The following is a 24,879-nucleotide window of genomic DNA, read 5'->3' on the forward strand; positions in this document are numbered from 1 at the left end:
GAATCGGGCGGCCTATAACGAGGAGATCGGTTACGACCCGGAAGCACCTGTGCCGTTCTGAGCCGATCCCGTTCCAAGGGCCCCTGCCCGGCGGCGTCTGCGGCCGGCTGAGGGGAAGCACCGCGCGACCGTGGGGTCGGTCGCCGACGGCGACCGAAGGGACGTCGGCAAGCGGTGCGAAAGGAGGGGTAAAGGACCCCTGTGTACAGCGCATTTGCGACCGCTAGGATGGTAGCCGTGGAGTTTGACTCGGATTCGTTGTTCCGGTTAGTCGACGTCGCGGGCGTGGTGGCCAACGGGCTGCTCGGCGGTGTCGCCGCCCGCGCGTTCCGCTTCGACATGATCGGATTCATCCTGCTCGCCGTCGTGACCGGCATGGGCGGCGGCATGATCCGTGACGTGCTCCTGGGGCACGGCTTCCCCGTCATGCTGACCGACCGGGCCTACCTCCTCGGCGCGCTGATCGCCGCGGCCGTCGCGTTCTTCATCGACCTCTCGGGCAAGTGGACCAACCGCGCGCTCGTGCTCATCGACTTCTTCGGCATGGGCTGCTGGACCGCCACCGGCGTCACCAAGGCGCTGAGCCTCGGGCTCGGCTGGCTGCCGGCCGTCGCGATGGGCGTGGTCACCGCCGTCGGCGGCGGCATGCTCCGCGACGTGCTGCTCAACCGCATCCCGTCGATCTTCGGCGGCAGTGTCCTCTACGCGACCATCGCGATCCTGAGCTCTGCGCTCGCTGCGACCGTGATCGGGGTGCTCGACCAGCCGACGATCGCCATGCCGATGTGCATCGTGCTCTGCCCGGTGCTCGGCGTGCTCTCGCGCTGGCGCCGCTGGACCCTGCCCGAACCGCAGACGCTCTCCGTGCCGCGGCCGCGCCTGTCCTGGGCACGCCCGCGCACCCTGCGCCGCCTGCGCGGCATGGGCTGGGTGCCCGGCGAGCCCGTCAACCCGACCACCGACCCCGTCACCGCCGCGACGGCCGCGCCGACGACGGGTGCCATGCCCGCGCAACCGGCGCCGGGCCAGCCAGTGCAGCCCGGGCAGGACGGGACCGTCGCGGAGCCCGTGATCGACGCGACCGGCAGTTTCGAGGCGCAGCCCGGGCCGGGCGAGGAGCCCACACCGACCGGCGAGTTCACCGTCCCCCACCAGTCCCTGTGGCCGCAGACCACCGAGTTCCCCGCGATCACGGACCCGGACCTCATCGAGCGCCTCGAGACCGGCGAGCCCCCGGAACCCGAACCCGAACCCGAGAACACCCAGGCAGAGACGGACGACGGGAGTGCCGGGCCCCGCAACTAGAATTGCGGAACCATGGATCCGGATCGACTCGTCAAGATGGTCGCCGAGACCTGGCCCGGTCTCGGGGACCTCGGCACGGTGATCGTACCGCAGCAGGGACTCGACCACGCGGTCGTCGTCTTCGACTCCGTCGTCGCCCGCCGCCCGCTCACCGACACCTACCGGGAGCAGGCCCGCGTCGAGGCGCGCGTCGTCGACCAACTGGCCGACCGCACCACCGTCGCCCTGCCCCGCCCGCTGCGCACCACCGCCGACGGTCGGCTCACCCTCCAGCGGCGCGTACCCGGCGTCCCGCTGGACGCACAGCTCTGGACGAACCTGCCCGGGGACCGGCGCGAGCGCGTCGTCGCCCAGCTCGCCGACTTCCTCACCGTTCTGCACACCGCCGAGCCCGCCGAGGGCGTGGTGCCCTGGTTCCGCGACGGCCGGCCCAATGACCACCCGCGCAGCCTGCCGGCGAAGATGGACCTCCTCGCCGCCCGCGCCGCCGAGGCGCTGCCCGACGCGCTGGACCCGGCCGAACTCGACGTCGCCCGCGGCATCCTCACCGACGCACGCAGCCTGCTCGACCCAGCGCGCGCCACCCGCCCCATCCACGGTGACCTGGCCGTCGGCCACGTGCTCGTCGACGACGACCGCGTCGGGGTCATCGACCTCTCGGACATGAACGTCGGCGACCCGGCCGTCGACTTCGCCAACCTGACCGACGTCGCCGACGACCTCGCCGACCGCGTCCTCGCCCGCTACACCGGCCCCGCCGACCCCGGCATCCTCGACCGCGCGTGGCTCTACCACCGCTGGGACTCGGTGTTCCTGCTGGTCGACCACTTGACCACGGGGCGCACCGACGCCGCGCCCGCCCGCGCGATGTTCGCGGCCGCCGCCGAGCCGACCCGCCCGGGGGCCCGGTGAGCGGCGGGGACCCGGTGGGCGGGAACCTGTGGGAGGTCGCCCGCCGGCTGCGCGCCGCGCGCTGGGTGGACCTGGCCCACCGCTTCGCACCCGGCCAGCCGAGCTTCCCCGGCGACCCCGACGAGACGGTCGAGACCGTCAGCACCGTCGCCGACGGCGCGTGGGTGCAGCGCTTCGGGCTGATCGGCCAGTGGGGCACGCACGTCGACGCACCCGCGCACTTCGCCGCCGGCGGCCGCACGCTCGCCGAACTGCCGGTTCGTGACACCGTACTGCCCCTGGTCGTCCTCCCGCTTGCCGACGTCGCGCAGCGCGACGTGGACCTCGAAGTCACCGCCGCGCACATCACCGCCTTCGAGGCGGAGCACGGCCGCATCCCGGAGGGCAGCTTCGTCGCGCTGGCCACCGGGTGGTCGCGGCGTTGGAACGAGCCCGGCGACGCGATGCACAACCCGGACACCGCGGGCGTCTTCCACTCCCCCGGCTGGGGTGTCTCGGCGCTTGAGGCGCTCGCCGCGCGCGGGGTGGTCGCCGTCGGCCACGAGACCTGCGACGCCGACCCGGGCGTGCGGGTCTCGGCCGGTGACCTGCGCGCGCAGCGGTGGTGGCTCGAACACGACGGCTGGATGATCGAGTCGATGAAGGACCTCCGGCGGGTCCCACCGACGGGCGCGGTGATCGTGGCGACCTGGCCGGTGCCCGAGGTGGCCTCGGGGTTCCCGGCGCGCACGGCGGCGGTGCTGCCGGTCAGCCCCTGAGCGCGAGGGCGAGCGGGAGCACCTCGGCGCCGGTGGCCTCGTGCAGGCGCCAGCCGGCGACGGTGACCGACCAGCCGGTGTCTATGAGGTCGGTGACCAGCAGGATCGGCCCCTCGACGAGCCCGGCGGCGGACCACGCCTGGATGTCGAAGTGGTCGAGCAGCGCGGTGACGCGGTAGGCGGAGTTCTGCGCGGCGACCTCGCCGCGCCCCTCGCGCACGGGCAGCAGCCCCGCGAAGCTCATCTGCCCGACCTCGGCGAGCGCGCGGGCGGCGGCGAGCACCATCTCCGTGCGCACCGGATCGGTCGAGCCGAGCGCGACGACGCTGACCGGCCTACGCTCCCAGTCCCAGTCCGCGAGCACGGCGACCAGGCGCCGCAACCACTCGTCCGCGCGCCAGTTCGCACCCGGGCGCCACGACGCGGCGTCGAGAAGCTCTTTCAGCGCGGGCCCGCGCGCGATGTCGTTGAGGCGTCCCAACGCGCGACCGTCGCCAATTCCGGCGATCTTTCCGCGCACGGCGATGCCGGTGGGCCATTGCCGACGCCGCGCGACGCGCACCCCGGGTGCGGCGAGGCGCGCGCCGACGGTGGTGGAGACCTCGGCGTCGATCTCGGGCGACCAGTGCCGGCCGGTGCAGTTGTCGCAGCGACCGCAGCCGGGCGTGGCCGCGTCGACGAGCGGGTCGTCGAGCTGCCGGCGCAGGAAGAGCATGCGGCAGCCGTCGGTGGTCTCGTAGTCGACCATGGCGCGCTGCTCGGCGCGGCGGGCGACCGTCAGGCCGTGGTAGCGCTCGGCGTCGTAGGTCCAGGGCTGCCCGGTGGGCTCCCAGCCGCCGCGCACGCGGCGCACCGCACCGTCGACGTCGAGGACCTTGAGGGTCTGCTCGAGACGGGAGCGCGAGAGGTCGACGCGGGTTTCGAGCTTGGCCGTCGAGAGCGTGCCCACGGCCTCGAGGACACCGAGGAGCTCGCGGACGGTGGCCTCGTCCGGGAAGGACACTGAGGCGAAGTAGGCCCAGATGCCGGCGTCCTCGGCGCCGGGCAGCAGCAGGACCTCGGCGTGCTCGGTGCCGCGGCCGGCTCGGCCTACCTGCTGGTAGTAGGCCACGGGCGAGGACGGCGCGCCGAGGTGGACGACGAAGCCAAGGTCCGGTTTGTCGAAGCCCATGCCGAGCGCGGAGGTGGCCACCAGGGCCTTGACCTCGTTGTCGAGCAGGGCGTGCTCGAGGCGCTCGCGCTCCTCGACCTGGGTGCGGCCGGTGTAGGCGGCGACGTCCCAGCCGGCGGCCTCCAGCGCCCCGGCGAGGTCCTCGGCGGCGGCGACGGTCAGGCAGTAGACGATGCCGGAGCCCGGCAGCTCGCCGAGGTGGGCGGCCAGCCAGGCGGCGCGCTCGGTGGTGTCCTTAAGGCGCAGCACAGACAGTGAGAGCGACTCGCGGTCCAGCCCGCCGCGCAGCACGCCGGTGTCGGCGCCGAGCTGGGCCTGGACGTCGGCGACCACGCGGTCGTTGGCGGTGGCCGTGGTGGCCAGCACGGGGACCTCGGCCTGCAGGCCGGCGAGCAGGTCGCGGATGCGGCGGTAGTCGGGGCGGAAGTCGTGGCCCCAGTCGGATATGCAGTGCGCCTCGTCGACGACGACCATGCCCACCCCGGCGGCCAGATGCGGCAGGACCTCGTCGCGGAAGGAGGGGTTGTTCAGGCGCTCGGGCGAGATGAGCAGGACGTCGACGTCGTCGGCGGCGATGGCGGCCTCGACGGCGTCCCAGCGGGTCATGTTCGAGCTGTTGAGGGTCTCGGCGCGGATGCCCGCGCCCGAGGCGGCGGCGACCTGGTTGCGCATGAGGGCGAGCAGCGGGGAGATGATCAGCGTCGGGCCACGGCCTGCGGCGCGCAGCAGCTTGGCGGCGATGAAGTAGACCGCGGACTTGCCCCAGCCGGTGCGCTGGACGACGAGCATGCGGCGGTGCTCGTTGACGAGGGCGCCGATCGCGCGCCACTGGTCGTCGCGCAGGCGGGCGTCGGGGCCGGCGATGCCGCGCAGCAGCTCCTCGGCGGCGGCCCGGGAGGTACGGGTGTCCATGTCCGCCAACCTAACAGGGGCGCGCGACGGCGAGTTCGTCGTCGACGAGCACCGGGCGGGCGGCGCGGCGGCCGACCACGCCCTTGGCCACGGCGAGGCCGGCGAGGACCAGGATGACGACGGTCCAGTCCATCTCCGGGCGGTAGACGAAGCCGACGGCCAGCGGGGCGAGCATGGCCAGGAAGTAGCCGACCGGCTGGACGAAGCCGGACAGGCGGGCGGCGACCTCGGGGTCGCGGGCGCGCACGACGATGAGGTTGAGCGCCGTGGGGAACGACCAGCCGCCGACGCCGAGGACGAAGGCCCAGAGGACCGACCAGGACGGGGCGAGGAGCACGCCGACCCAGCCGAGCGCGGTCAGCGCGGCGAAGAGGACCGGGTAGACCTGCGGCGACTCGGCGCGGGCGAGGGCGGCGGGCATGACCAGGCCGCCGAGGATGCCGAGCACGAGGGTGATCGACAGCGCCAGCGAACCGATCCCCCGGGACTGGCCGGAGTCGATGAGGATCTGCGGCAACCAGCCCATCTGCGTGTAGGCCTGGAGGGACTGCAGCCCGAAGTAGGCGGTGAGTGCGACGGCCGTCGGCGAGCGGCGCAGCGGGACGGCCGGGCCGGCACCGCGGGCACCGCTGCGCGGGAAGTCGTAGCCGGTGCGCCAGGCGACGATCACCCAGGCGAGGACCTGTGCGACCGAGAGCCACACCCAGATGAACAGGGCGTGGCGCCAGCCGCCGGGCTCGTGGGCCAGGCCCGCGGAGAGCGGGCCGAGCGCGCCGGAGAGGCCGAGCACCGAGGAGTTGACGGTCATCAGCGTGACCATGTTGCGCCCGCCGTGGGTCTTGACCCAGGCGGGGATGAGCACGTTGGACAGCGCGATGCCCGCCACCACGCAGGCGGTGAGCACGAGGAAGGCCCACACCGAGCCGACCCAGGGGCGCACCCCGAGCCCGACCGTGGTCAGCACCATGCCGCCGAGCAGCGCGCGGGAGAGCCCGACGCGGCGGGCCAGCGGCACGGCGGCCAGGCCCATCACCCCGAAGAAGAAGCAGGGCATGGCCGTGACCAGGCCCGCCAGGGCCCCGCCGGCGGAGTACCAGGCGAGGACGTCGGCGAGGACGGGTCCGACGGAGGCGATGCCGGCGCGCAGGTTGAGCGCCGCGAGGAAGATCGCGACGAAGGCCAGCGCGGCGGTGACGCGCCCTACTCGATGACGGGAGCCCATTCAGGTCCGGTCTCGGCGAGCTCGGGGGCGAGCTTGGCGATCAGGGGCTTCGGCTTGGCCAGCGGGGTGCCCGGCTCGACGTCGACGCGGGCCCAGCGGGCCTGCTCGTCGGCGTAGTCGCCCATGATCACCGGGTAGGTGCGCCCCTCCTCGGGCAGGCCGACGCCGACGAGGTCGACCGGCATGTCGTCGGTGACCTCCTCGACGCGCGGCTCCGCGGTCCACACGCCGGAGCGGCCGAGGGTCTCGTGGACGGCCTGGGCGGTGTGCGGCAGGAACGGGGTGAGCATCGTGTTGCAGTCGCTGACGACCTGCAGCGCGGTCCACAGCACGGTGGCCAGGCGCTCGCGGGCGGACTCGTCCTTGGCCAGCTTCCAGGGCTCCTGGTCGGCGATGTAGGCGTTGGCCTCGCCGACGACGTGCATCACGGCGGTGATGGCGGTCTTGAACTTCGACTGGGCGAGCAGCTCGCCGGCCTCGTCGAAGGTGCGCTCGGCCAGGCCGAGGATCTCCTCGTCGGCGGGCTCGAGCGCGGCCGGGGCGGGCACCTGGCCGAAGTTCTTGTGCGCCATCGACACGGTGCGGTTGACCAGGTTACCCCAGCCGTTGGCCAGCTCGTTGTTGATGCGGCGGACGAACTCGTCCCAGGTGAAGTCGGTGTCGTTGTTCTCCGGGCCGGCCACCGCGATGAAGTAGCGCAGCGGGTCCGGGCCGAACTCCCGCAGGAAGTCCTTGACGTAGATGACCACGCCCTTCGAGGAGGAGAACTTCGAGCCGGACATCGTCAGGAACTCGGAGGAGACGACCTCGGTGGGCAGGTTCAGCTCGCCGTAGCGGTGGACCTCGCCGCCCTTGTCGCCCTTGCCGGCGTAGCCGAGGAGCTCGCCGGGCCAGATCTGGGAGTGGAAGGTGATGTTGTCCTTGCCCATGAAGTAGTAGCTGGTGGCCTCCGGGTCCTGCCACCACTTCTTCCAGGCCTCCGGGTCACCGCTGCGCCAGGCCCACTCGATGGAGGCCGAGAGGTAGCCGACGACGGCGTCGAACCAGACGTAGAGCTTCTTGGCGTTGTTGTCCTGCCAGCCCTCGACCGGCACCGGGATGCCCCAGTCGATGTCGCGGGTCATCGCGCGCGGGTGCAGGTCGCCGAGGAGGTTCAGCGAGAACTTCAGCACGTTGGGGCGCCAGGAGTCGCGGGTCTTGAGCCACTTCTCCAGGGCGCCGGCCAGCGCGGGCAGGTCGAGCAGGAAGTGCTCGGTCTCGACGAACTCCGGGGCCTCGCCGTTGATCTTGCTCACCGGCTTGATCAGGTCCACGGGGTCGAGCTGGTTGCCGCAGTTGTCGCACTGGTCGCCGCGGGCGCCGTCGGCGCCGCAGATCGGGCAGGTGCCCTCGATGTAGCGGTCCGGCAGGGTGCGCCCGGTCGACGGCGAGACGGCGCCGAGGGTCTTCTGGCGGATCATGTACCCGTTGTCCAGCAGGCCGCGGAAGAGCTCCTGGACCACCGCGTAGTGGTTGCGGGTGCTGGTGCGGGTGAACAGGTCGTAGGAGAGGCCGAGGCCCGCGAGGTCCTCGACGATCTGGCGGTTGTAGCGGTCCGCCAGCTCCTGGACGCTGACGCCCTCCTTGTCGGCCTGGACGAGCAGCGGGGTTCCGTGCTCGTCGGTGCCGGAGATCATCAGCACGTCCGCGCCACGCATTCGCTGGTAGCGGGCGAAGACGTCCGAGGGGACGCCGAAGCCGGCCACGTGACCGATGTGGCGCGGGCCGTTGGCGTAGGGCCAGGCAACCGAGACAAGCACAGTGTCGTTCATGGGTGACACTCTACTGGGCGCCCGGCCCGGCGCACCGGGGAGGGGTCTAGTCCTCCGTGGTGCGGGCGGCCGTGCCGCGGGGGCGGCCGGTGCGCTCGGAGTAGCGCTCGGTCAGCGTCCGCGCGCGCAGCTGGGCGGCGCGGATGCGACGCTCGCGGGACAGGCGGCGGCTGAAGTCCGCGTCCTCAACGTAGTCGCGGTAGATGACGTCGCTGCTCAGGTCCTTCACGATGGCGAACATCAGCAGGATGATGATCACCAGGAAGGGCGCGGCCGCGACGATGGTGACGTTCTGGACGTTGTTCAGAGCGTCATCGCCGCCGGAGACGAGCAGGGTCATGCCGATCAGGGCGGTGGCCAGGCCCCAGCAGGCGGAGACCCAGGGGTTGGCGTCGGAGCGGCCGAACATGGACATCGAGCCCATCACCGTGGAGGCCGAGTCTGCCGAGGTGATGAAGAAGGTGCCCAGCAGGATCACGGCGACCACGCCGACGATCTCACCGGCGGGCAGGTTGTGCAGCAGGTTGAACAGCTGGGTCTCGGCGCTGCCGTCGCCCCAGATGGACTCACCCTCGCGCTCCATGGTGATCGCGGTGCCGCCGAAGATGGCGAACCAGATAATGGAGACGCCGGCGGGCACGAAGAGCACGCCGAGGCAGAACTCGCGGATGGTGCGGCCACGCGAGATGCGGGCCAGGAACATGCCGACGAACGGCGACCAGGAGATCCACCAGGACCAGTAGAAGATGGTCCAGCTCGACAGCCACTCGCCGTCGGAGTTGGTCGCGGTGCGCGAGGCCATGTCGAAGAAGTCCGCCAGGTAGGCGCCGACGGTGCCCGGGATCAGGTTGAGCACGGCCAGGGTCGGGCCGACGACGAAGACGAAGATGGCAATGATGGCGGCCAGCACCATGTTCGCGTTGGACAGGTACTGGATGCCCTTGCCCACGCCCGACATGGCGGACAGCAGGAAGGCCAGGGTCAGCACGGCGACGATGCCGATGATGAGCTGGTTGCCCACGGAGTCGACGAAGCCGGCGGCGGTCAGGCCGGCGCCGATCTGCAGGGCGCCCAGGCCCAGGGAGCAGGCGGTGCCGAAGACGGTGGCGAAGATGGCCAGGATGTCGATGAGCTGGCCGACCCAGCCGTTGGCGTTCTTCTCGCCGATCAGCGGCACGAAGGCCGAGGAGATCAGCTGCTTACGGCCGATGCGGAACGTGGAGTAGGCGATGGCCAGGCCGACGATCGCGTAGATCGCCCAGGGGTGCAGGGTCCAGTGGAACATCGCGGAGGCCATGGACGCGGAGACGTCCTCGGTGCCGCGGCCGGGCACACCGTCGCGGTAGAAGTTCAGCGGCTCGCTGGCGCCGTAGAACATCAGGCCGATGCCCATGCCGGCGGCGAACATCATCGCGATCCAGGAGACCCTGTTGAACTCCGGTTCCTCGTTCACCTGCCCCAGCCGGATCGTGCCGAAGTGGCTGAGCGCGATGACGATGACGAAGACGACGAAGACGGTGCCGAAGAGCACGAAGGCCCAGCCCAGGTTGTTGACGACGACGTCGAGCGCGGAGGCCGCGAAGTCGGCGAAGCTGTCGGCGCCGAGCAGGCCCCACAGCACGGTGGCCAGGACGATCGCGCCGGCGATGCCGACGACGACCCAGTTGATGCGGTTCGAGTCGCTCTCGGCGGCGAGCTCGACCTTCTCCGGGTTGGCGAGCTCGGCCTCGATCGCCTCGCGGGAGTGCAGCATGTCGTCGAGCTGCGCGGTCGCGGAGCGCTTGTCCATCTGCTCGGCGACGGTCTCGTATTCCTCGGGGACCTGCCGGGCCACGACCGCCTCATCGGGGTCGGGAGCCGGCGCGGAAGCCGCTGTCTCTCTTTCTCGATCGGTCATGACGTCCTTCCCTGTCAGATTGATTACTTTTTCTGCACCGTCTTTTCAGGGTACGCGGAGAAAGTCCCGCTGGCTAACCGGAAGTTGTCATGACCATCTCAGCCGCGGGCGGCGAGAGCGGCCTCGTAGAGCTCGCGCGAGGAGACCCCGGCGGCCCCGGCGACGTCCTTGCACACGGCCTTGAGCCGCTCGCCGGTGGAGACCCGCTCGAGCACCGCGTCGACGAGCCCGGCGACGTCCGCCTCCTCCCCGTCGGAGCCGTCGAGCACCACGGTGACCTCGCCGAGCACGCCGGCGTCGGCACGCTCCGCCAGCTCGCCGAGGGTGCCGCGCACGACCTCCTCGTGGGTCTTGGTCAGCTCGCGGCACACCACGGCGCGCCGCTGCGCGCCGAGCACCTGCGCGGCGTCGTGAAGCGTCTCGGCGAGCCGGTGCGGGGACTCGAAGAAGCAGACCGCACGCCGCTCCCCCTTCAGCGACTCCAGCCAGCTGCGGCGCCGGCCGGACTTGCGGGGCGCGAAGCCGTCGAAGATGAAGCGGCCGACCGACAGCCCCGAGAGCGCCAGCGCCGTGGGCACGGCCGACGGTCCCGGGAAGCAGGTCACGGACACGCCGGCGTCGAGCGCGGCGTCGACGAGGGTGAGACCCGGGTCGGAGACGACGGGCATGCCGGCGTCGGTGACCACGAGCACGGTGCCGTGGCGCGCGGCGTCGAGAAGCGTCTCCGCCCGGTGCGCCTCGTTGTGGTCGAAGTTGGAGACCACGCGCCCGCGGATCTCCACGCCCAGCGCCGCGGCCAGGGCCCGGGTGCGCCGGGTGTCCTCGGCGGCGACGACGTCGGCGCCCGCGAGCGCGGCGCGCAGGCGCGGGGAGGCGTCGTCGATGTTGCCCAGCGGCGTGGCCGCCACGATCACGCCCCGGGGCAGTGCCGGGGCGCCTGACTCTTCCTGACGCTCGTCCATGCCTGCCAGCATCCCACAGGCCCTCCGGGCCTACAATCAGCCGGGTGACCACCACCGCGAGCCACCGCCCCCTCCGCGTGGCGCGACCCGCACCGCGCCCGCCCGCGACCCTGCCCTGGGGCCGCGCGGACACCCTGTCCTTCCTCGTCGTCGGCCTGCTGGCGGCGCTGACCCGCTTCGTCGGCCTCGGCGGCTCGACGTCCTCGGGCACGCCCGTCTTCGACGAGAAGCACTACGTGCCCCAGGCCTGGGACATGGTGCTCTCCGGGGACACTCCGATCACGGGCGGCATCGAGTCGAACCCGGGCTTCGGGCTCGTGGTGCACCCGCCGGTGGCCAAGCAGCTCATCGCGCTCGGCGAGCACGTCTTCGGCTACTCGCCGTGGGGCTGGCGCGTGGTCGGCGCGGCCTTCGGCGTCGGCGTGGTGCTCGCGACGATGGGCCTGGCCCGCCAGCTCAGCGCGAGTCGGCGGGTGGCGCTGATCGCGGGTGTGCTGGCCGTCTTCGACGGCGTGCTGCTGGTCGGCTCCCGCTTCGGCATGCTCGACATCTTCCAGGTCCTCTTCATCGTGCTGGCCGCCTGGGCACTGGTCAACGACCACAAGCAGGTCCACGCCCGCCTGCACGCGGCGTGGGCGGCCGTTCCGCTGGCGGGCGGGAGGCTCGGGCCGCGGATGGGCTTCCGCTGGTGGCGCTTCACCGCCGGCGTGCTGCTGGGCCTGGCGTGCGGAGTGAAGTGGTCCGGCCTCTACTACATCGCCTTCTTCGGGCTGGCCTCCGTGGGCGCCGACGCGCTGCTGCGCCGCCGCTACGGCGTGCGCAGCCCCTGGTGGGGCGCGTTGCTTCGCGACGCCGCGCCTGCCCTGGCGTCCCTGGTTCTGGTGCCGTTGCTGGTCTACGTCTGGTCCTGGCGGGCCTGGTTCGCCTCGGAGACCTCGGTCTACCGGCACGCGGCGGAGGACGGCAGCATCGAGCCGGACTCGCTGCTCAACCTCCTGCCGGACGGGCTGGCCGGATGGCTGTACTACCACCGCTCGGTGCTGGACTTCCACGCCAGCCTGACCACCTCCTCGGGCCACTCGCACCCGTGGGACTCCAAGCCGTGGTCCTGGCTGGCCTCGGGCCGCCCCATCCTCTACCTGTCCGCGGACGGGGTGGACTGCGCGGCCGGCGAGTGCCGGCGGATGATCTTCCTCTTCGGCACCCCGGCGATCTGGTGGCTGACCGTCCCGGCGCTGCTGTGGGGTCTGTGGTGCCTTCTGGTGCGCCGCGACGCGCGCTTCGCGGTGCCGCTGATCGGCTTCGCCGCGGGCTTTCTGCCATGGCTGGCCACCTACGACCGCCAGATGTACTTCTTCTACGCCGAGCCGCTGGCGCCCTTCATCGTCCTGCTCATCGCGCTGGCGGCCGCGGGGCTCGTCGGCGCCGGGCGCCCGCTGCACTCGCGGGCCGTCACCGCGCTGGCGGGCCGGCCGCTGCGCACGGGCACCTTCGCCGTGGTCTGCTACCTCGGCCTGGTGGTCGCGATGTTCATCTACTTCGGGCCGATCCTCTACGGCACGCTCATCCCCGAGTTCTGGTACCAGCAGATCATGTGGCTGCCGAGCTGGCACTGAGCCGCGGCGGCAGCGGCGGCACCGGCCACTGAGTCAGCCGAGCTCCGAGGGCCCGGCGCCGAGCATGCGCCAGCCGCCGGCGCGCCCGGCGTCCCAGGACAGCCAGCAGGCGACGGCGGCGACCACGGTGGTCACGGCGTAGAGCACGAGGCCTGCGACCTGGACGGTACCGGCGAGGTCGAGGACCAGGTCGCGCATGGCGAAGCCCAGGTTGAACATGGTGCACGCGCACAAAAAGACCAGGAAGCCGGGCAGGATCCGCGGGCGCCAGGCACCGAAGAAGAGGGTGATGGCCGTGGCCAGGCGCACCGCGGCGGCCTGACCGAGCATCGCCGCGAGCTCCGGCTGGGCGTCCGGCGCGAGCACCCCGGCCTCGGCGTCGGTGGCGGTCAGCCCGCCGCTGGCGGCCACCGTCATCACCGCCCAGACGGCGAAGAGCAGCCCGGCGACGACCAGCACGACCCGGCAGGTGGCCAGGAGCGCCTGGCGGGTGCCGGCCGCACGGCGCCACTCGGTCTCAACCTCGGCGAGGATCTCGGCGGTCAGGTCCGGCGCGACGGCCTGCGGCTCGGCATCGTGGGGCTCCTCGGCGCCGAGCATGTCCTTCAGGGAACGGGCACGCTCGTAGAAGGCGCGGCAGCGCTCGCAGGCGGCCAGGTGGGCCTCGACGACGTCGTCGGGCAGCCGCCCGGGCTCGCCGTCGAGGCGCGCGGAGAGCTCGTCCTGGATGTCCTCGTGGCCGATCATCGCGACAACACCCCGTCGACGCTCGCGCGCCCGGTGCCGAAGACGACGATGACCAGCAGCGCGGCGATGAGCACGAGCGGGTACTCGAGCCCGCCGTCGACGTTGAACAGCCCGTGGTCCAGGTGCACCAGGTAGGCCGCGGCGGCGACGAAGACGGCGAGCACCCCCGCCACTGCCGTGGTCAGCAGGCCGACGCACAGCAGCGCGCCGCAGAGCAGCTGGCCGAGCGCGGCGACCCAGGCCGAGAGCGCGGGCTGGGGCACGCCCCAGGCGCTGAACTGGCCGGTCGTCTCCGCGATCCCGTCGATGAGCAGGATGCGCCAGCCGTGGGCGACGAAGACGACGCCGAGCACGACGCGCAGAATGAGCAGCATGGCGTCTCTCACCGCGGGCCTGTCCATGACGCCCAGGGTACCTTCCGTGGAACCGTAGACTGGTCTCCGGGAGTCATACCTGACATGAGAGATTCTGAGAACGACGGCACCATGCTGTGCGACGACGGCCTGCGCCGCCCGCCGTGGGCGGCGAGCGACCCCCTGCTGCGCGAGTACTACGACACCGAGTGGGGCGTGCCCGTGCGCGACGAGACGGGGCTCTTCGAGCGCATCGTGCTCGAGGGCTTCCAGGCGGGCCTGTCCTGGGCGACGGTGCTGCGCAAGCGCCCGGCGTTTCGGGAGGCCTTCGCCGGCTTCGTCCCCGACGTCGTCGCCGCCTTCGACGAGAGCGACAGACAGCAGTTGCTTTCCGACGCCGCGCTGATCCGCAATGCGGCAAAGATCGACGCGGCGGTGGGCAACGCCCGGGCCACCGTGGCGCTGCGCGCCCACGGCGGCCTGGTGGACCTGGTCTGGTCGCACCGGCCGGAGCGCACCCCGGAGCCGCGCACGATGTCGGAGGTGCCCACGGTCTCCCCCGAGTCCGAGGCGCTGGCGCGCGACCTGAAGAAGGCGGGCTTCCGCTTCGTCGGGCCGACGACGATGTTCGCGCTGATGGAGGCCGTCGGCGTCGTCGACACCCACCTGATGGACTCGCACCGAAGGGGCTGCTCCGGAATCTGGCCCCGCTAGGCCGGCGGGCGTGCTAAATCTGTAGCGGACGTCACTGCCCCGACCCGGATTGGAGCCCACCCGGTGGCCCTGAACAAGAAGATCTTCAACGCGACGGCCCTGCGCCGCTTCATGTGGCTCTGGCCGCCCTTCCTGGGCGCCGGGGTGAAGGTGGCCGAGGCCGCCGAGGACGGCTCGCGCTTCGTCATCGAGCACCGCCCGAACTTCCTGACGCGCAACGCGGTCAAGACGGCATTCGGCGGCACGCTGATGTCGATGATCGACCCGTTCTTCATGCTCAGCTCGATGATGCAGCTCGGCGGCGGCTACTACGTCTGGGACACCGCCGCCGAGGTGCAGTTCCTCAAGCCCGGCCACGGGCGCATCCGCGTCGTCGTCGAGGTCACCGAGGAGGACCTGAAGGTCATCCGGGAGAAGACGGCGGACGGCTCGAAGTACCTGCACTGGTTCGAGGCCGAGGCCGTCGACGAGTCCGGCACCGTCATCGCCCGGCACCGCCGGCAGGTCTACTACCGGCTCAAGAAGCGTTAGTCAGGCGTCGAAGACGGGCATCGGCTTGAGGTTCATGTGGGTGACCCGCACGTCCTCGCCGTAGCCGAGCTTGTCGACGTTACGCGCGGCGCGCTCGAGCTCGCCGACGACGAGCTCGCGGGCGGCGTCGTGGTCCGCGAAGCACTCCAGGGCCTCGAGCGGGCCGCCGGTGCGCTGCCGCACGACGACGTAGCGGCTGCCCTCGGCGGCCTCGATGCGGCGCTTGCCGCCGTTGAAGGGGTCATTGTAGTAGAACTCGCTCACGTGCTTCCTCTCCGTGCTTGGTGCCCACACAGTAACGCGGTTCGGGCTTGCGCGGGTGGTGAGGGGACGGGAAGAAGCGGGACCAGGGGAGCCAGGCAAGCGAAAAGGCTCCGGCGGAGAATCACTCTCCGGCCGAAGCCTTGTCTTTCTGTGGAGCTAAGGGGAATCGAACCCCTGACCTTCGCATTGCGAACGCGACGCTCTACCAACTGAGCTATAGCCCCAGTGCTGGGTACCCCCAACACCATAGTCGGCGGTGTCTCAAACACCTAACCGGCAGGTGAGGGGATTTTTGAGCCCGCTCAGCCCGCGACGCGGTCGCGGTAGGAGCCGGCGCGCGGCTCGTCGTCACCGCCGTGGCCGAAGGGCGACTCGACGGTGCGCAGGGTGGAGAAGTCCGGGCTCTCGTCGTCGAGCTCCACGACGATCGCGCCCGGGCGACGCAGTGCGCGCGGGATGGCCAGCGCCTCGTCGTCGCGGTGGCGCACGCCGAGGCGGGCACGGCGCAGCTGGCGGATGCGGCGGGCACGCAGCGCCTGCTCCTGGCGCACCTGGCTGCGCAGGGCGACCAGGTAGGCGGCCGTGAGTGCCACTGCGAGCACCGGGGCCAGCCAGGCCCAGCCGCCGGCGATGACACCGAGGATCAGGGTGGCCACGACGACGCCGGCCAGGGCGTAGAGGGTGCGGCGGCGACGCTGGTAGCGGTCCAGGCTGTAACGCTCGTCGGCCTCGGGGTCCCAGCCGCCGCGGCCACGCCGGCTGGCGGCGAACTCGAGCTCCTCCTCGGTCAGCTCCTCCGCGGCGTCGGCGAGGCTCGACTCGTCCTCGACGTGGTCGGTGTCCTCGGCGGTGGCGGTGGTGGCGGTGGCGGTGGCTGCGACCTCAGAGTCAGAATCAGCCTCGGCGTCAGAGTCGGAGTCCACCGCGTCCCCGGCGGCCTCGTCGTCGCGCACGACGCGGATCGCCTCGCCGCGGGTGCGGCGGGTGGCGTCCGGGTAGAGCAGGTCCTCCGGGGAGGTGAAAGTCTCCGCCAGCTCGTAGGTGTCCTCGTCGCCGGGGGCCGGCTCCGCCTCCGGGAGCTCCTCGTCGTCGGCCTCGGCGACGGGCTCGGTGACCGTGTCCCCGGCCTCGAGCTCGCGGACGACGTCGCCATCGATGACCTCCTCGGAGGCGGCGTGGTCGTCCCTCTCCTCACGCTCGTCGATGAGCACGTCGTCGACGTTCTCCTCGTCCGCGGCGTCGGCCGAGACGATCTCGTAGTCCGCCTCGTCCTCCCCGCGCGCCTCGCGCACGTCGGCGGCGCCGACGCGGGGGCCGCGGGCGGCCCGCGGCAGTTCGGTGCCGCCCTCGTAGACCACGCGGGTCTCGTCGAAGGCCTCGCCGGCCTTGCGGATCGGCTTCTGGCCGCGCAGCCACAGCGGAGCGAGCACGAAGAGCCAGAGGACGATGACGAGCACCAGGACAATTCCACCGGACATGGCCGCGACCATCACCTTTCAGGACGACGGGGACAGTTGTTCATTGTCAGGTTATCCGTGGGGCACCGCTCCCCCGTCCCGCCACGCCGGGCGTCAGGCGATCCGGCGCGCGGCGCGCAGCCGCTCGACACAGGTGCCGCGGTGCTCGCCGGCGAGCTGGGCGACGAAGTTGTGGTCCTGCCAGCGGCCGTTGATGTGCAGGTTGCCGCGCAGCACGCCCTCGTCGTGGAAGCCGTTGTGGTGCAGCACCCGCCCGGAGGCGGGGTTGGCCGGCAGGAAGGTGGCGGTGACGCGGTGCAGCCGCACGCGTCGGAAAGCGTGGTCGGTGCCGAGGGCGCAGGCGGCCGTGGCCACGCCACGGCCCGTGCAGGCGGAGTGGACCCAGTAGCCGATCCAGCACTCCGAGACGGGCCCGTGCTGGATGTTGCCCAGGGTGACCTGCCCGACGAAGCGGCCGTCGAGTTCGATGGCCAATGGCACGACGGTGCCCGCGTTCGCCGCGGCACGCAGCTCCATGAAGTGCGCCCACCACTGCGCCGGGGTGTGGCCCTCGGCCCAGCCGCCGGGCAGCGTCGGCTCGACGGGGCGCAGGAAGCGTTCGTCGGCGATACGCATCGCGCGCCAGGGGTCGCCGTCGGAGCTGGTCATCGGGCGCAGGCGCAGCTGCCCGCCGTCGGTGAGCCGCACCGTCTCGGTGACCTCGGGCCAGCCGGGGTGATCGGGGTGCGGGTCGCCGGTGGCGGGGCGCGCCCGACGCGTGCGCCGCAGCCCGAAGAGGTCGATCACCCGCGGTCAGCCCGCCTGGGAGAGGAAGATGACGTCGACGACGTCGCCGGGGCGGATCTCCGCGGCGTCGGCCGGCACCCGGATCATGGCGTTGGCCTGGGCGAGGCCGGCCAGCAGGTGCGCCGGGGCGCCGGTGGCCCCGCCGAGGCCTTCCACCAGGTAGTCGCCGGTGTGGGCGTCGCGCATGAGGCGCGCACGGATGAAGCCGGTGCGCCCCGGGCGCGAAGCGACCTGGCCGAGGGCGCGGGCGCGCACGATGCGCCGCTTCGCGTTGCGCTTGCCCAGCGAGAGGCGGATGAGCGGGCGGGCGAGCACCTCGAAGATGACCAGGGAGCTGACCGGGTTGGAGGGGGTCAGGAAGACCGGGGTGCGCTCGTCGCCGAGTAGGCCGAAGCCCTGCACGGAACCGGGGTGCATGGCCACGCGCGTGGTGTCCACGTCGCCGAACTCGCGCAGCACCTCCTGGACGCGCAGCGCCCCGCTGCCGCCGACGGCGCCGGTGATCACGAGGATCTCCGAGCGCATCAGCTGCGACTCGATGATCTCGCGCAGGCGGCGCGGCTCGCCGGCGGCGATGCCGACGCGGTGCACGTCCGCCCCGGCCTCCTTGGCCGCGGCGGCCAGCGCGTAGCCGGCGACGTCGTAGATTTGGCCGAGGCCGGGCTCGCGGTTGACGTCGACGAGCTCGGCGCCCACCGAGATCACGGAGAGCCTGGGCCGCGGGTAGACGAGCACGTTGGCCCGCCCGGCGGCGGCCAGAAGGCCCACCTGGGCGGGGCCCAGTACGGCACCGGAGGTCACCGCGACGTCGCCACGCCCGATGTCGTCGCCGGGGCGGCGCACGAAGTCGCCGGAGCGCACGGCGCGGGCGGCGACCACGCGCCGACGGCCACGGTCCGACCACGCGAGGGGCAGCACGGCGTCGGCAAGCGCGGGCAGCGCGGCACCGGTGTGCACGCGCACGGCCTGGCGCGGCTGCAGGCGCAGGGGCTGCTGGGAGCCGGCGGCGACCTCGCCGACCACGGGCAGCGACTGCTCGAGCGGGGTCAGGCGGGACGGGCCGGTCTCCTCGCCGTGCTCGCGGGTCGGGCGCGAACGGCCGGACAGGGCGCGCTCACCGCCGACGTCGACGGCGCGCACGGCGTACCCGTCCACGGCGGCCTGGGCGAAGCCGGGCAGCTCGTGGGTCGCCTGGACCTCCTCGGCGCACATCAGCCCGAGGGAGTCGACGATCGACACGCGCACCGGCTCCGGCGTCAGCGCGGCGTCGGTGACCAGTTCCAGCTGTTCCTCGACGGATCGCACGGCGCGTTCCTCCTTCCGCGCGACCCCGTGGCGGGGGGCGCGCTGTCGCTTGCGGAGTCTAGTCCCCCGCGCGGTCGGCGGCCCCGGCCGCCGCGGCGTCGTGCGCGGCGAGGATCTGGTCGATCGCCCGGCGCAGGCCCGGCCCGTAGGTCGGGTGCGAGAGCCCGTAGTCGACGCAGGCACGGATGTAGCCGCCCGGGTTGCCCAGGTCGTGGCGGTGGCCGCGGTGCACGACGACGTGCACCGGGTGGCCCTCGGAGATGAGCAGCTCGATGGCGTCGGTCAGCTGCAGCTCGCCGCCCTTGCCCGGGGTGATGCGGTGCAGCGCGTCGAAGATGTCGCGGTCGAGCAGGTAGCGGCCGGTGGCCACCAGGTTGGAGGGGGCGTCCTCGCGGGCGGGCTTCTCCACCATGCCGACCACGCGGCGCACGTCCTCGCGGCCGTCGACCTCGGCGACGTCGAAGACTCCGTAGTTGGAGACCTCGTCGTCCGGCACGCACACCGCGCAGAGCACGGAGCCGCCGAGCTCGCGGCGCACCTTCGCCATCTCCTCCATCACGCCGACCGGCAGCACCAGGTCGTCGGGGAGCATGACGGCGACGACGTCCTCGTCCTCGTCGAGCACCGACTCGGCCAGGCCGACGGCGTGGCCGAGGCCCAGCGGCTTGTCCTGGGTGACGGGGCAGGCCTCGATGATGTGCGAGGAGTGGCGGACCTTGTCCAGCTGCTCGGTCTTGCCGCGCGCCTCGAGGACCTCCTCGAGCTCCGGGGCGGCGTCGAAGTGCGCGAGCACCCCGGCCTTGCCCGGTGCGGTGATCACGGCCAGACGGGAGGCCCCGAGGGCGGCGGCCTCGTCGGCGATCAGCTCGATGCCGGGGGTGTCGACGACGGGGAGCAGCTCCTTGGGCACCGTCTTGGTGGCCGGCAGGAACCTCGTCCCCAGCCCCGCGGCCGGTACGACGACCGTCTTGACCGCATGGGGATGCTGCGCGATGGGTCTAGTCATAATCTTTCAGCCTACCCACCGCAGGCCCGGGTGGGACGGCGACACAGCGGCAGGTGGCACGACTAACTTGGAGTCCATGACGGACAACCCGCTGCACGCCGAGAAACGTGAGCTGCGCCGACGCATCCGCGCCGCGCGTGGGGAGATCGGCCCGGAGCGCCGCAGCGACCTCGACGCCGCGCTGCTGGCCCACCTCGCCGCCGAGCTGCGCGCGATGGACCGCCCGCCGGCCGCCGTGGCGGCCTACTTCCCCGTGGGCTCCGAGCCCGGCGGGCGCATGCTTGTCGACGTCCTGCAGGGCGAGGCCGAGCGCGTCGTGCTCCCCGTCTCCGGGAAGAACGGGCGGTTGAGCTGGGGCGTCTTCCGCGGCCGGGCGCGCATGACCCCCGGTCCGCTGGGCACCCAGGAGCCGCCCGGGCCGTACCGGGACACCGCCGCGCTGCTCGACTGCGCCGCCGTGATCGTGCCGGCGCTGGCCGTCGACCGCTCCGGGCGGCGCCTGGGCCAGGGCGGCGGCTACTACGACCGCACGCTCGCCGAGCTCGACGAGCTGGCCGCCCGGGAGGGCCGCCGGCGCCCGCGCACGATCGCGATCGTCTACGACGAGGACGTGCGCGAGGTGCCCGTCGAGGAGCACGACGCCGCCGTCGACGTGGTGGTCACGGACCGGGGCACCTTCCGCACGCACTGAGCCGGCGGGGCGGTGACGGAACCGCGCGGGCGGGTGCGCGGGTCTAACCGGGTATGAGACCCCTTCCCCCGGCCCTGCGCGCGCTGGGCACCCCCGGCTGGCGGCGCACCGTGCTGCTGCGCCGCGTCGCCGCGGCGACGCTGGTTTTATTCGCGCTCGTCGCCCACCTCGCCCGCGGCGGCGAGGCCGACGTCGAGGTCGTCGTCTTCACCCACCGGGTGCCGGCCGGCACCACAATCACCGAGGGCGACCTCGAGCTGCGCGCCACTCCCCCGCACCTGGTGCCCGAGGGCGCGCTGACCGGCCGGGAGGGTCTCGAGGAGGCCGCCGGCGAGATCACCGTGACCACCCTCGGCGCCGGGGAGACCGCCACCGAGGTCAAGTTGCTCGGCCCGGCGGGCGTGGCCTCCTTCGGCGGTGGCCCGCGCCACCTCGTGCCGCTGGCCCTGGCGGACCCGGGCGTGGCCGGGCTGCTGCGCCACGGCGACGAGGTCTCGGTGCTGACCGCGGAGGAAGAGGAGCACGGCCCCCGCGAGATCGCCCGCGGGGCGCGGGTGGTGCTCACCGGCGGCGAGGACGAGGAGCCCGGGGCCCTGCTGGTGGCCCTGCCGCCGGAGGAGGCCGCGGCGGTCGCCTCGGCGGCACTCGAGCGGCCCTTGACCGTGGTGCTCACCGGCGAACGAGCCGGCCGGGGCGACGCCCCCTCCCCTTGCCCGGATGACGCTCCCTCCGCGGGCTAGGTTCCGTGCACTAGGATCCGGTAGGCAAAATCAGACACCCGATTTGTGGAGGGCATTAATGCTCAAGGGATTCCGCGACTTCATCCTGCGCGGCAACGTCATCGAGCTCGCGGTCGCCGTCGTCATCGGCACCGCGTTCACGGCCATCGTCACCGCGTTCTCGGAGCACATCATCAACCCGCTGATCGCCTCCATCGGCGGCGGCCCGGACGTCTCCGGCCTGGGCTTCAGCATCATCCCCGGCAACGAGGCCACCTTCCTGGACTTCGGTGCCGTGATCACCGCCGCGATCAACTTCCTGATCATCGCCGCGGTGGTCTACTTCATCCTGATCGCCCCGATGAACAAGCTCAACGAGCTCCAGGCGCGCCGCAAGGGCGTCGCGGAGGAAGAGGGCCAGGAGGCCTCCATCGAGGCCAACCTGCTCTCCGAGATCCGCGACCTGCTCAAGGAGCAGCGCGGCACCGGCGTCAACTAACCGCCGTAGTGCGGGGGCCGCTGCTCGAGGAAGAACTCGAGCCCGTGCGGCTCGTCGTCCGCCTCGGGGTCCAGCAGGACCTCGCGTGCGGCGTCCGCGTCCCCCGCTGACTCATCCCACGCCCCGCCCGGCCCGAAGCCGTGGCGGGGCGTGTCTGCGCTCCGGTCGATGTTCTCCGCCGTGGAGGGCCGGCGCACCGCGCGGCGCTGACGTCGCGCGCGCCGCCTGCGCCCGGTCACCGGTGCGCCTCGTCGCGCGGCGCGACGTCGCCCATGCTCGCCCGCTGCAGCTCGTCGATGAGGTGGTGCACCAGCGGCGGGATCGTGGCCAGGCCGTCGCGGACGGCGGCCCGGGAGTCGGCGAGGTTGACCACCACGGTCTGGCCCGACACGCCGGCGGTGCCGCGCGAGGTGCAGGCGTCGATGGCCCCGCCGCGCAGCGCCGAGGAGCGCAGCGCCTGCGAGACCCCCGGCACCACCTGGTCGAGCACGGCGCGGGTGGCCTCGGGGGTCTTGTCGCGCGGGCTGACCCCGGTGCCGCCGACGGTGACCACCAGGTCCACGCCGCCGACCACGGCGGTCTCGATGGCCTGCCGGATCTGCGACTTGCTCGAGGCCACGCGCAGCACGCCGTCGACGGCGAAGCCGGCCTCGGTGAGCAGCTCGGTGAGCAGGTAGCCGGTGCCGTCGACCTCCTCGGTGCGGTGGTCGCTGACGATCACCGCGAGCGCGTTGCGCTGCGCGTGCACCGGCTGCTCGCGCTCGGTGGCCAGCAGGTAGTCCGGATCCGGGTCGCCCAGGTCCGCAAGGTCGCCGTGCGCGGCCGTGAAGTGCCGGTCCATCTCGTCGACCTCGTCGATCGGGTCGACCGCGTCCACCGGGTCGAAGTTCTCGGCCACGTCCGCCTCCGTCTCGGGCCCGTCCGTCATCTCGTGTCCTGTCCTACCCCGGCCCGCCGCGGGCGCGGTCCGGGGACCTCGATGTCTTTTCGCAGACTAATGCATCTCGCCTGCGCTGTCAGCACTTCCGCTCAGCACTTCCGCGCAGTGCGCCCGCGCTACTCGCTGGTGAGGGTGACCTCGACCGGGTGCGTCTCGCGCTCGTCGGCGGAGCGGACCTGAAGGGTGACCGTCTCGCCGAAGTCGTGGGTGCGCACCGCGGCGATGAGCGCGTCCGCCGAGTCGACGTGGCGGTCGTTGACCTGGGTGATGATGTCGCCCTCCTCGATGCCGGCGTCCTTGGCCGGGCCGTCGGGCACGGCGGCCACCACGGCGCCCTGGACGCGGTCGTCCGCGCGGACCTGCAGGCCGAGCATCGGCTGCTCGGCCTCACCGGTGTCCACCAGCTGCTTGGCCACGCGCTGCGCGAAGTTCGAGGGGATGGCGAAGCCCAGGCCGATGGAGCCGGACTGCTCGCTGGAGCCGCCGGCGGACAGCGAGGCGATCACGGAGTTCATGCCGATCAGCCGGCCGTCCATGTCGACCAGCGGGCCGCCGGAGTTGCCGGGGTTGATCGCCGCGTCGGTCTGCACGGCGTCGATGAGGGTGGACTCGCCGCCCTCGGCGGAGGCGCGGACCGGCCGGTTGAGCGCGGAGACGATGCCGGAGGTCACCGTCGAGGACAGTCCCAGCGGGGAGCCGACGGCGACGACGGGCTGGCCGACCTTGAGCTGGCTGGAGTCGCCGAACTCCATCACCGGCAGCCCGTCGACGCCCTGGATCTTGACCACCGCGATGTCCGTGGCGGTGTCCGCGGCGACGAGCTCGGCCGGGTGCGTCTGACCGTCGTTGAGCGTGACCTGCATCTGGGCGCCCGGCTCGGCGGCGGGTGCGGCGACGTGGGCGTTGGTGAGCACCAGGCCGTCGGAGGAGATGATCGAGCCGGAACCCTCGCCGCCCCCGCGGGCGGTGGCGACCTGGATGGAGACCACCGAGGGCAGCACGGCGTCTGCGACGCGCTCGACACCGGTGGTCTCGCCGGTGGTGCCGCCCTGGCCCTCGCCGGAGCCGGTGCCGGAGTCGGCGGAGGTGGGCTCCTTGTCCAGGGCGCTCACGGCGGTCTGCTGCTGGCCGGAGGTCTGCGAGACGACGACGCCGGTCACGCCGCCGCCGACGAGCGCGGCGACCAGGCACATCGTCGTGGCCGCGCCGGCGCCGACGACGCGTCGGGCCCGCTCGTGACCGGCCTGCGGCCGGCCCTGCGAAAGGCCCTCAGCGGGCCCCTGCCCCGAGGGGAACTGCGCCGTGGTCTCCTGCGTCTGCTCCGGCGAGCCCCACCCGGCCGTCGGTCCGTTGCCCTGCTGCGGCGCGGAAGGGTAACGGGAATCCTGGGGATTGAAGTTTTCCATGGCGACCATTGTGGCCCATCCGCCTGTATGTTCGCTGCGAGCGGGTCCCGAACCCGGCCAGCGGTTCGCCCGGAGGACGCCGTGGGACGGTCGCGGGCCACCTGAGGAAACAACCTCAAACAAAAGGGAGCGGACAGTGAAAAACCGGCCCACGCCGTCAGGCGGGGCCGGCGGTGACGGGCGCGGCGTCGTCAGGCGCGCGCGGCGTCGGAAAGCGTCCGGTGACGCGGGGAGCTAGAACTCCTCGACGTCGACGAGGCCGAGCTGGGCGGCCTTGACCAGACGGCGCGGGATGCGCACCGTCTGGCCGTCGATGCGGACCTCCTGGAGGGCGGTGTTGTTGGCCTTCCACTGCGAACGACGCATGTGAGTGTTCGCGCGGGACTTCCTGAACTTCGGGGTTGCCATGGTCTCTTTCCCTCCTCTTTATTACTTGTTGGTGGTGCGCTTCTTGCGGCGGGCCATGCCGCCGAAACGCTTCTGGAACTTCTCGACGCGGCCGGCGGTGTCCATGAGACGCTGCGCACCGGTCCAGAACGGGTGGGACTCAGCGGTCACGTCGGCGACGATGAGCGGGTACTCGTTGCCGTCCTCCCACTCAACGGTGCGGTCGGAGGTGACGGTAGAGCGGGTCAGGAACTGGTGACCGGTGCCCGCGTCTCGGAAGACCACCATGTGGTAGTCGGGGTGGATGTCCTTCTTCATATACGATTCCCTCAGGGTTGAAACTTCAGGTCGTCTCCGCCGGTCGGGACCGCTTGCACGCGGCCCGGACGGATCGTGCCTGAGTTGGGCTTCGATGAACCTCTGACACTGTACACGTGGGGGCGCCGCGGGCGAAATCGCCCCGGCCAGGGGCGTAGACACCCTGCGA

The 24,879-nt window shown here is 72.3% G+C and carries 26 protein-coding genes and 1 tRNA gene; 9 read left to right on the forward strand and 18 right to left on the reverse strand.

Annotated elements, in window-relative coordinates:
- Window positions 1–237 precede the first annotated feature (237 nt).
- The 3 genes from QP119_RS07285 to QP119_RS07295 are packed head-to-tail and all read left to right on the forward strand — an operon-like array spanning window position 238 to window position 2,975.
- Window positions 238–1,305 carry a trimeric intracellular cation channel family protein gene (locus tag QP119_RS07285; RefSeq protein WP_284774885.1) on the forward strand — a complete coding sequence of 356 codons (1,068 nt, stop codon included), beginning with the start codon at window positions 238–240 and terminating at the stop codon, window positions 1,303–1,305.
- Between the two features lie 36 nt (window positions 1,306–1,341).
- Window positions 1,342–2,217, forward strand: a complete 876-nt coding sequence (locus QP119_RS07290; RefSeq protein ID WP_423777777.1) for a phosphotransferase family protein — start codon at window positions 1,342–1,344, stop codon at window positions 2,215–2,217.
- Between the two features lie 14 nt (window positions 2,218–2,231).
- Window positions 2,232–2,975 carry a cyclase family protein gene (locus tag QP119_RS07295; RefSeq protein WP_284774888.1) on the forward strand — a complete coding sequence of 248 codons (744 nt, stop codon included), beginning with the start codon at window positions 2,232–2,234 and terminating at the stop codon, window positions 2,973–2,975.
- Here the strand turns inward: QP119_RS07295 and QP119_RS07300 are convergent.
- From QP119_RS07300 to rsmI, 5 genes are all read right to left on the reverse strand, one after another.
- On the reverse strand, window positions 2,965–5,058 hold the full coding sequence (locus QP119_RS07300) for a RecQ family ATP-dependent DNA helicase (protein ID WP_284774890.1): 2,094 nt from the start codon (window positions 5,056–5,058) through the stop codon (window positions 2,965–2,967). The two genes, QP119_RS07295 and QP119_RS07300, sit on opposite strands and share 11 nt — an antisense overlap.
- Before the next feature lie 10 nt (window positions 5,059–5,068).
- A complete protein-coding gene (locus QP119_RS07305; protein ID WP_284774892.1) occupies window positions 5,069–6,280 on the reverse strand; it encodes an MFS transporter in 1,212 nt (403 codons plus the stop codon).
- The gene (gene metG, locus QP119_RS07310) at window positions 6,259–8,091 is read right to left on the reverse strand and encodes a methionine--tRNA ligase (protein ID WP_284774893.1); all 1,833 of its coding nucleotides are present in this window, start codon (window positions 8,089–8,091) and stop codon (window positions 6,259–6,261) included. Before metG ends, QP119_RS07305 begins: the two co-directional genes overlap by 22 nt.
- A gap of 46 nt (window positions 8,092–8,137) precedes the next feature.
- Window positions 8,138–9,880, reverse strand: coding sequence for a BCCT family transporter (locus QP119_RS07315; protein WP_284775007.1), 1,743 nt, complete (start codon window positions 9,878–9,880; stop codon window positions 8,138–8,140).
- Between the two features lie 206 nt (window positions 9,881–10,086).
- A complete protein-coding gene (gene rsmI / locus QP119_RS07320) occupies window positions 10,087–10,950 on the reverse strand; it encodes a 16S rRNA (cytidine(1402)-2'-O)-methyltransferase (RefSeq protein WP_284774895.1) in 864 nt (287 codons plus the stop codon).
- A 44-nt stretch (window positions 10,951–10,994) separates the two neighbouring features.
- On the opposite strand from rsmI, the gene QP119_RS07325 reads away from it, so the two are divergent.
- Window positions 10,995–12,566: a dolichyl-phosphate-mannose--protein mannosyltransferase gene (locus QP119_RS07325; protein WP_423777774.1), complete on the forward strand. Its 1,572-nt coding sequence runs from the start codon at window positions 10,995–10,997 to the stop codon at window positions 12,564–12,566.
- A 33-nt stretch (window positions 12,567–12,599) separates the two neighbouring features.
- Here the strand turns inward: QP119_RS07325 and QP119_RS07330 are convergent, their stop codons facing one another.
- Together QP119_RS07330 and QP119_RS07335 are read right to left on the reverse strand one after the other, a co-directional pair.
- The gene (locus QP119_RS07330; protein ID WP_284774897.1) at window positions 12,600–13,313 is read right to left on the reverse strand and encodes a zf-HC2 domain-containing protein; all 714 of its coding nucleotides are present in this window, start codon (window positions 13,311–13,313) and stop codon (window positions 12,600–12,602) included.
- On the reverse strand, window positions 13,310–13,714 hold the full coding sequence (locus QP119_RS07335; RefSeq protein WP_284774899.1) for a DoxX family protein: 405 nt from the start codon (window positions 13,712–13,714) through the stop codon (window positions 13,310–13,312). The genes QP119_RS07330 and QP119_RS07335 overlap by 4 nt, the downstream gene beginning before the upstream one ends.
- Window positions 13,715–13,771: 57 nt before the next feature.
- Here QP119_RS07335 and QP119_RS07340 point away from each other — a divergent pair, with 57 nt between their 5' ends.
- Window positions 13,772–14,380, forward strand: coding sequence for a DNA-3-methyladenine glycosylase I (locus QP119_RS07340; protein WP_284774901.1), 609 nt, complete (start codon window positions 13,772–13,774; stop codon window positions 14,378–14,380).
- A gap of 63 nt (window positions 14,381–14,443) precedes the next feature.
- On the forward strand, window positions 14,444–14,911 hold the full coding sequence (locus tag QP119_RS07345) for a DUF4442 domain-containing protein (protein ID WP_284774903.1): 468 nt from the start codon (window positions 14,444–14,446) through the stop codon (window positions 14,909–14,911).
- Here the strand turns inward: QP119_RS07345 and QP119_RS07350 are convergent, their stop codons facing one another.
- From QP119_RS07350 to QP119_RS07375, 6 genes are all read right to left on the reverse strand, one after another.
- Window positions 14,912–15,175 (reverse strand): hypothetical protein, encoded by a 264-nt coding sequence (locus QP119_RS07350; protein ID WP_284774904.1) that lies wholly within the window; start codon window positions 15,173–15,175, stop codon window positions 14,912–14,914.
- 151 nt (window positions 15,176–15,326) lie between these two features.
- Window positions 15,327–15,399, reverse strand: a tRNA-Ala gene (locus tag QP119_RS07355).
- A gap of 78 nt (window positions 15,400–15,477) precedes the next feature.
- Window positions 15,478–16,653: a gephyrin-like molybdotransferase receptor GlpR gene (glpR, locus tag QP119_RS07360; protein ID WP_284774906.1), complete on the reverse strand. Its 1,176-nt coding sequence runs from the start codon at window positions 16,651–16,653 to the stop codon at window positions 15,478–15,480.
- A 93-nt stretch (window positions 16,654–16,746) separates the two neighbouring features.
- The gene (locus QP119_RS07365; protein ID WP_284774909.1) at window positions 16,747–17,439 is read right to left on the reverse strand and encodes a GNAT family N-acetyltransferase; all 693 of its coding nucleotides are present in this window, start codon (window positions 17,437–17,439) and stop codon (window positions 16,747–16,749) included.
- Between the two features lie 6 nt (window positions 17,440–17,445).
- A complete protein-coding gene (gene glp / locus QP119_RS07370; protein WP_284774910.1) occupies window positions 17,446–18,744 on the reverse strand; it encodes a gephyrin-like molybdotransferase Glp in 1,299 nt (432 codons plus the stop codon).
- 58 nt (window positions 18,745–18,802) lie between these two features.
- A complete protein-coding gene (locus tag QP119_RS07375; RefSeq protein WP_284774911.1) occupies window positions 18,803–19,750 on the reverse strand; it encodes a UTP--glucose-1-phosphate uridylyltransferase in 948 nt (315 codons plus the stop codon).
- Window positions 19,751–19,826: 76 nt separating this feature from the next.
- Between QP119_RS07375 and QP119_RS07380 the strand changes: the two genes are divergently transcribed.
- Genes QP119_RS07380 through mscL form a run of 3 tightly spaced genes read left to right on the forward strand, consistent with a single transcriptional unit; the run spans window position 19,827 to window position 21,659 of the window.
- The gene (locus QP119_RS07380; RefSeq protein WP_284774912.1) at window positions 19,827–20,441 is read left to right on the forward strand and encodes a 5-formyltetrahydrofolate cyclo-ligase; all 615 of its coding nucleotides are present in this window, start codon (window positions 19,827–19,829) and stop codon (window positions 20,439–20,441) included.
- 53 nt (window positions 20,442–20,494) lie between these two features.
- A complete protein-coding gene (locus QP119_RS07385; protein WP_284774913.1) occupies window positions 20,495–21,181 on the forward strand; it encodes an SAF domain-containing protein in 687 nt (228 codons plus the stop codon).
- Window positions 21,182–21,239: 58 nt separating this feature from the next.
- Window positions 21,240–21,659 carry a large conductance mechanosensitive channel protein MscL gene (gene mscL / locus QP119_RS07390; RefSeq protein WP_284774915.1) on the forward strand — a complete coding sequence of 140 codons (420 nt, stop codon included), beginning with the start codon at window positions 21,240–21,242 and terminating at the stop codon, window positions 21,657–21,659.
- On the opposite strand, the gene QP119_RS07395 is transcribed toward mscL, so the two are convergent.
- The 5 genes from QP119_RS07395 to QP119_RS07415 all read right to left on the reverse strand — a co-directional run bounded on the left by QP119_RS07395 (window position 21,656) and on the right by QP119_RS07415 (window position 24,710).
- On the reverse strand, window positions 21,656–21,898 hold the full coding sequence (locus QP119_RS07395; RefSeq protein ID WP_284774917.1) for a hypothetical protein: 243 nt from the start codon (window positions 21,896–21,898) through the stop codon (window positions 21,656–21,658). The two genes, mscL and QP119_RS07395, sit on opposite strands and share 4 nt — an antisense overlap.
- On the reverse strand, window positions 21,895–22,500 hold the full coding sequence (locus tag QP119_RS07400) for a MogA/MoaB family molybdenum cofactor biosynthesis protein (RefSeq protein ID WP_284775011.1): 606 nt from the start codon (window positions 22,498–22,500) through the stop codon (window positions 21,895–21,897). Before QP119_RS07400 ends, QP119_RS07395 begins: the two co-directional genes overlap by 4 nt.
- Window positions 22,501–22,715: 215 nt before the next feature.
- Window positions 22,716–24,005, reverse strand: a complete 1,290-nt coding sequence (locus QP119_RS07405; RefSeq protein ID WP_284774919.1) for a S1C family serine protease — start codon at window positions 24,003–24,005, stop codon at window positions 22,716–22,718.
- A 234-nt stretch (window positions 24,006–24,239) separates the two neighbouring features.
- Window positions 24,240–24,413, reverse strand: coding sequence for a 50S ribosomal protein L32 (gene rpmF / locus QP119_RS07410; protein ID WP_075663482.1), 174 nt, complete (start codon window positions 24,411–24,413; stop codon window positions 24,240–24,242).
- Window positions 24,414–24,434: 21 nt separating this feature from the next.
- Window positions 24,435–24,710 carry a type B 50S ribosomal protein L31 gene (locus QP119_RS07415; RefSeq protein WP_284774921.1) on the reverse strand — a complete coding sequence of 92 codons (276 nt, stop codon included), beginning with the start codon at window positions 24,708–24,710 and terminating at the stop codon, window positions 24,435–24,437.
- Between the last annotated feature and the right edge of the window lie 169 nt (window positions 24,711–24,879).

The organism is Corynebacterium frankenforstense (genome assembly GCF_030211955.1).
Lineage (GTDB): Bacteria > Actinomycetota > Actinomycetes > Mycobacteriales > Mycobacteriaceae > Corynebacterium > Corynebacterium frankenforstense_A.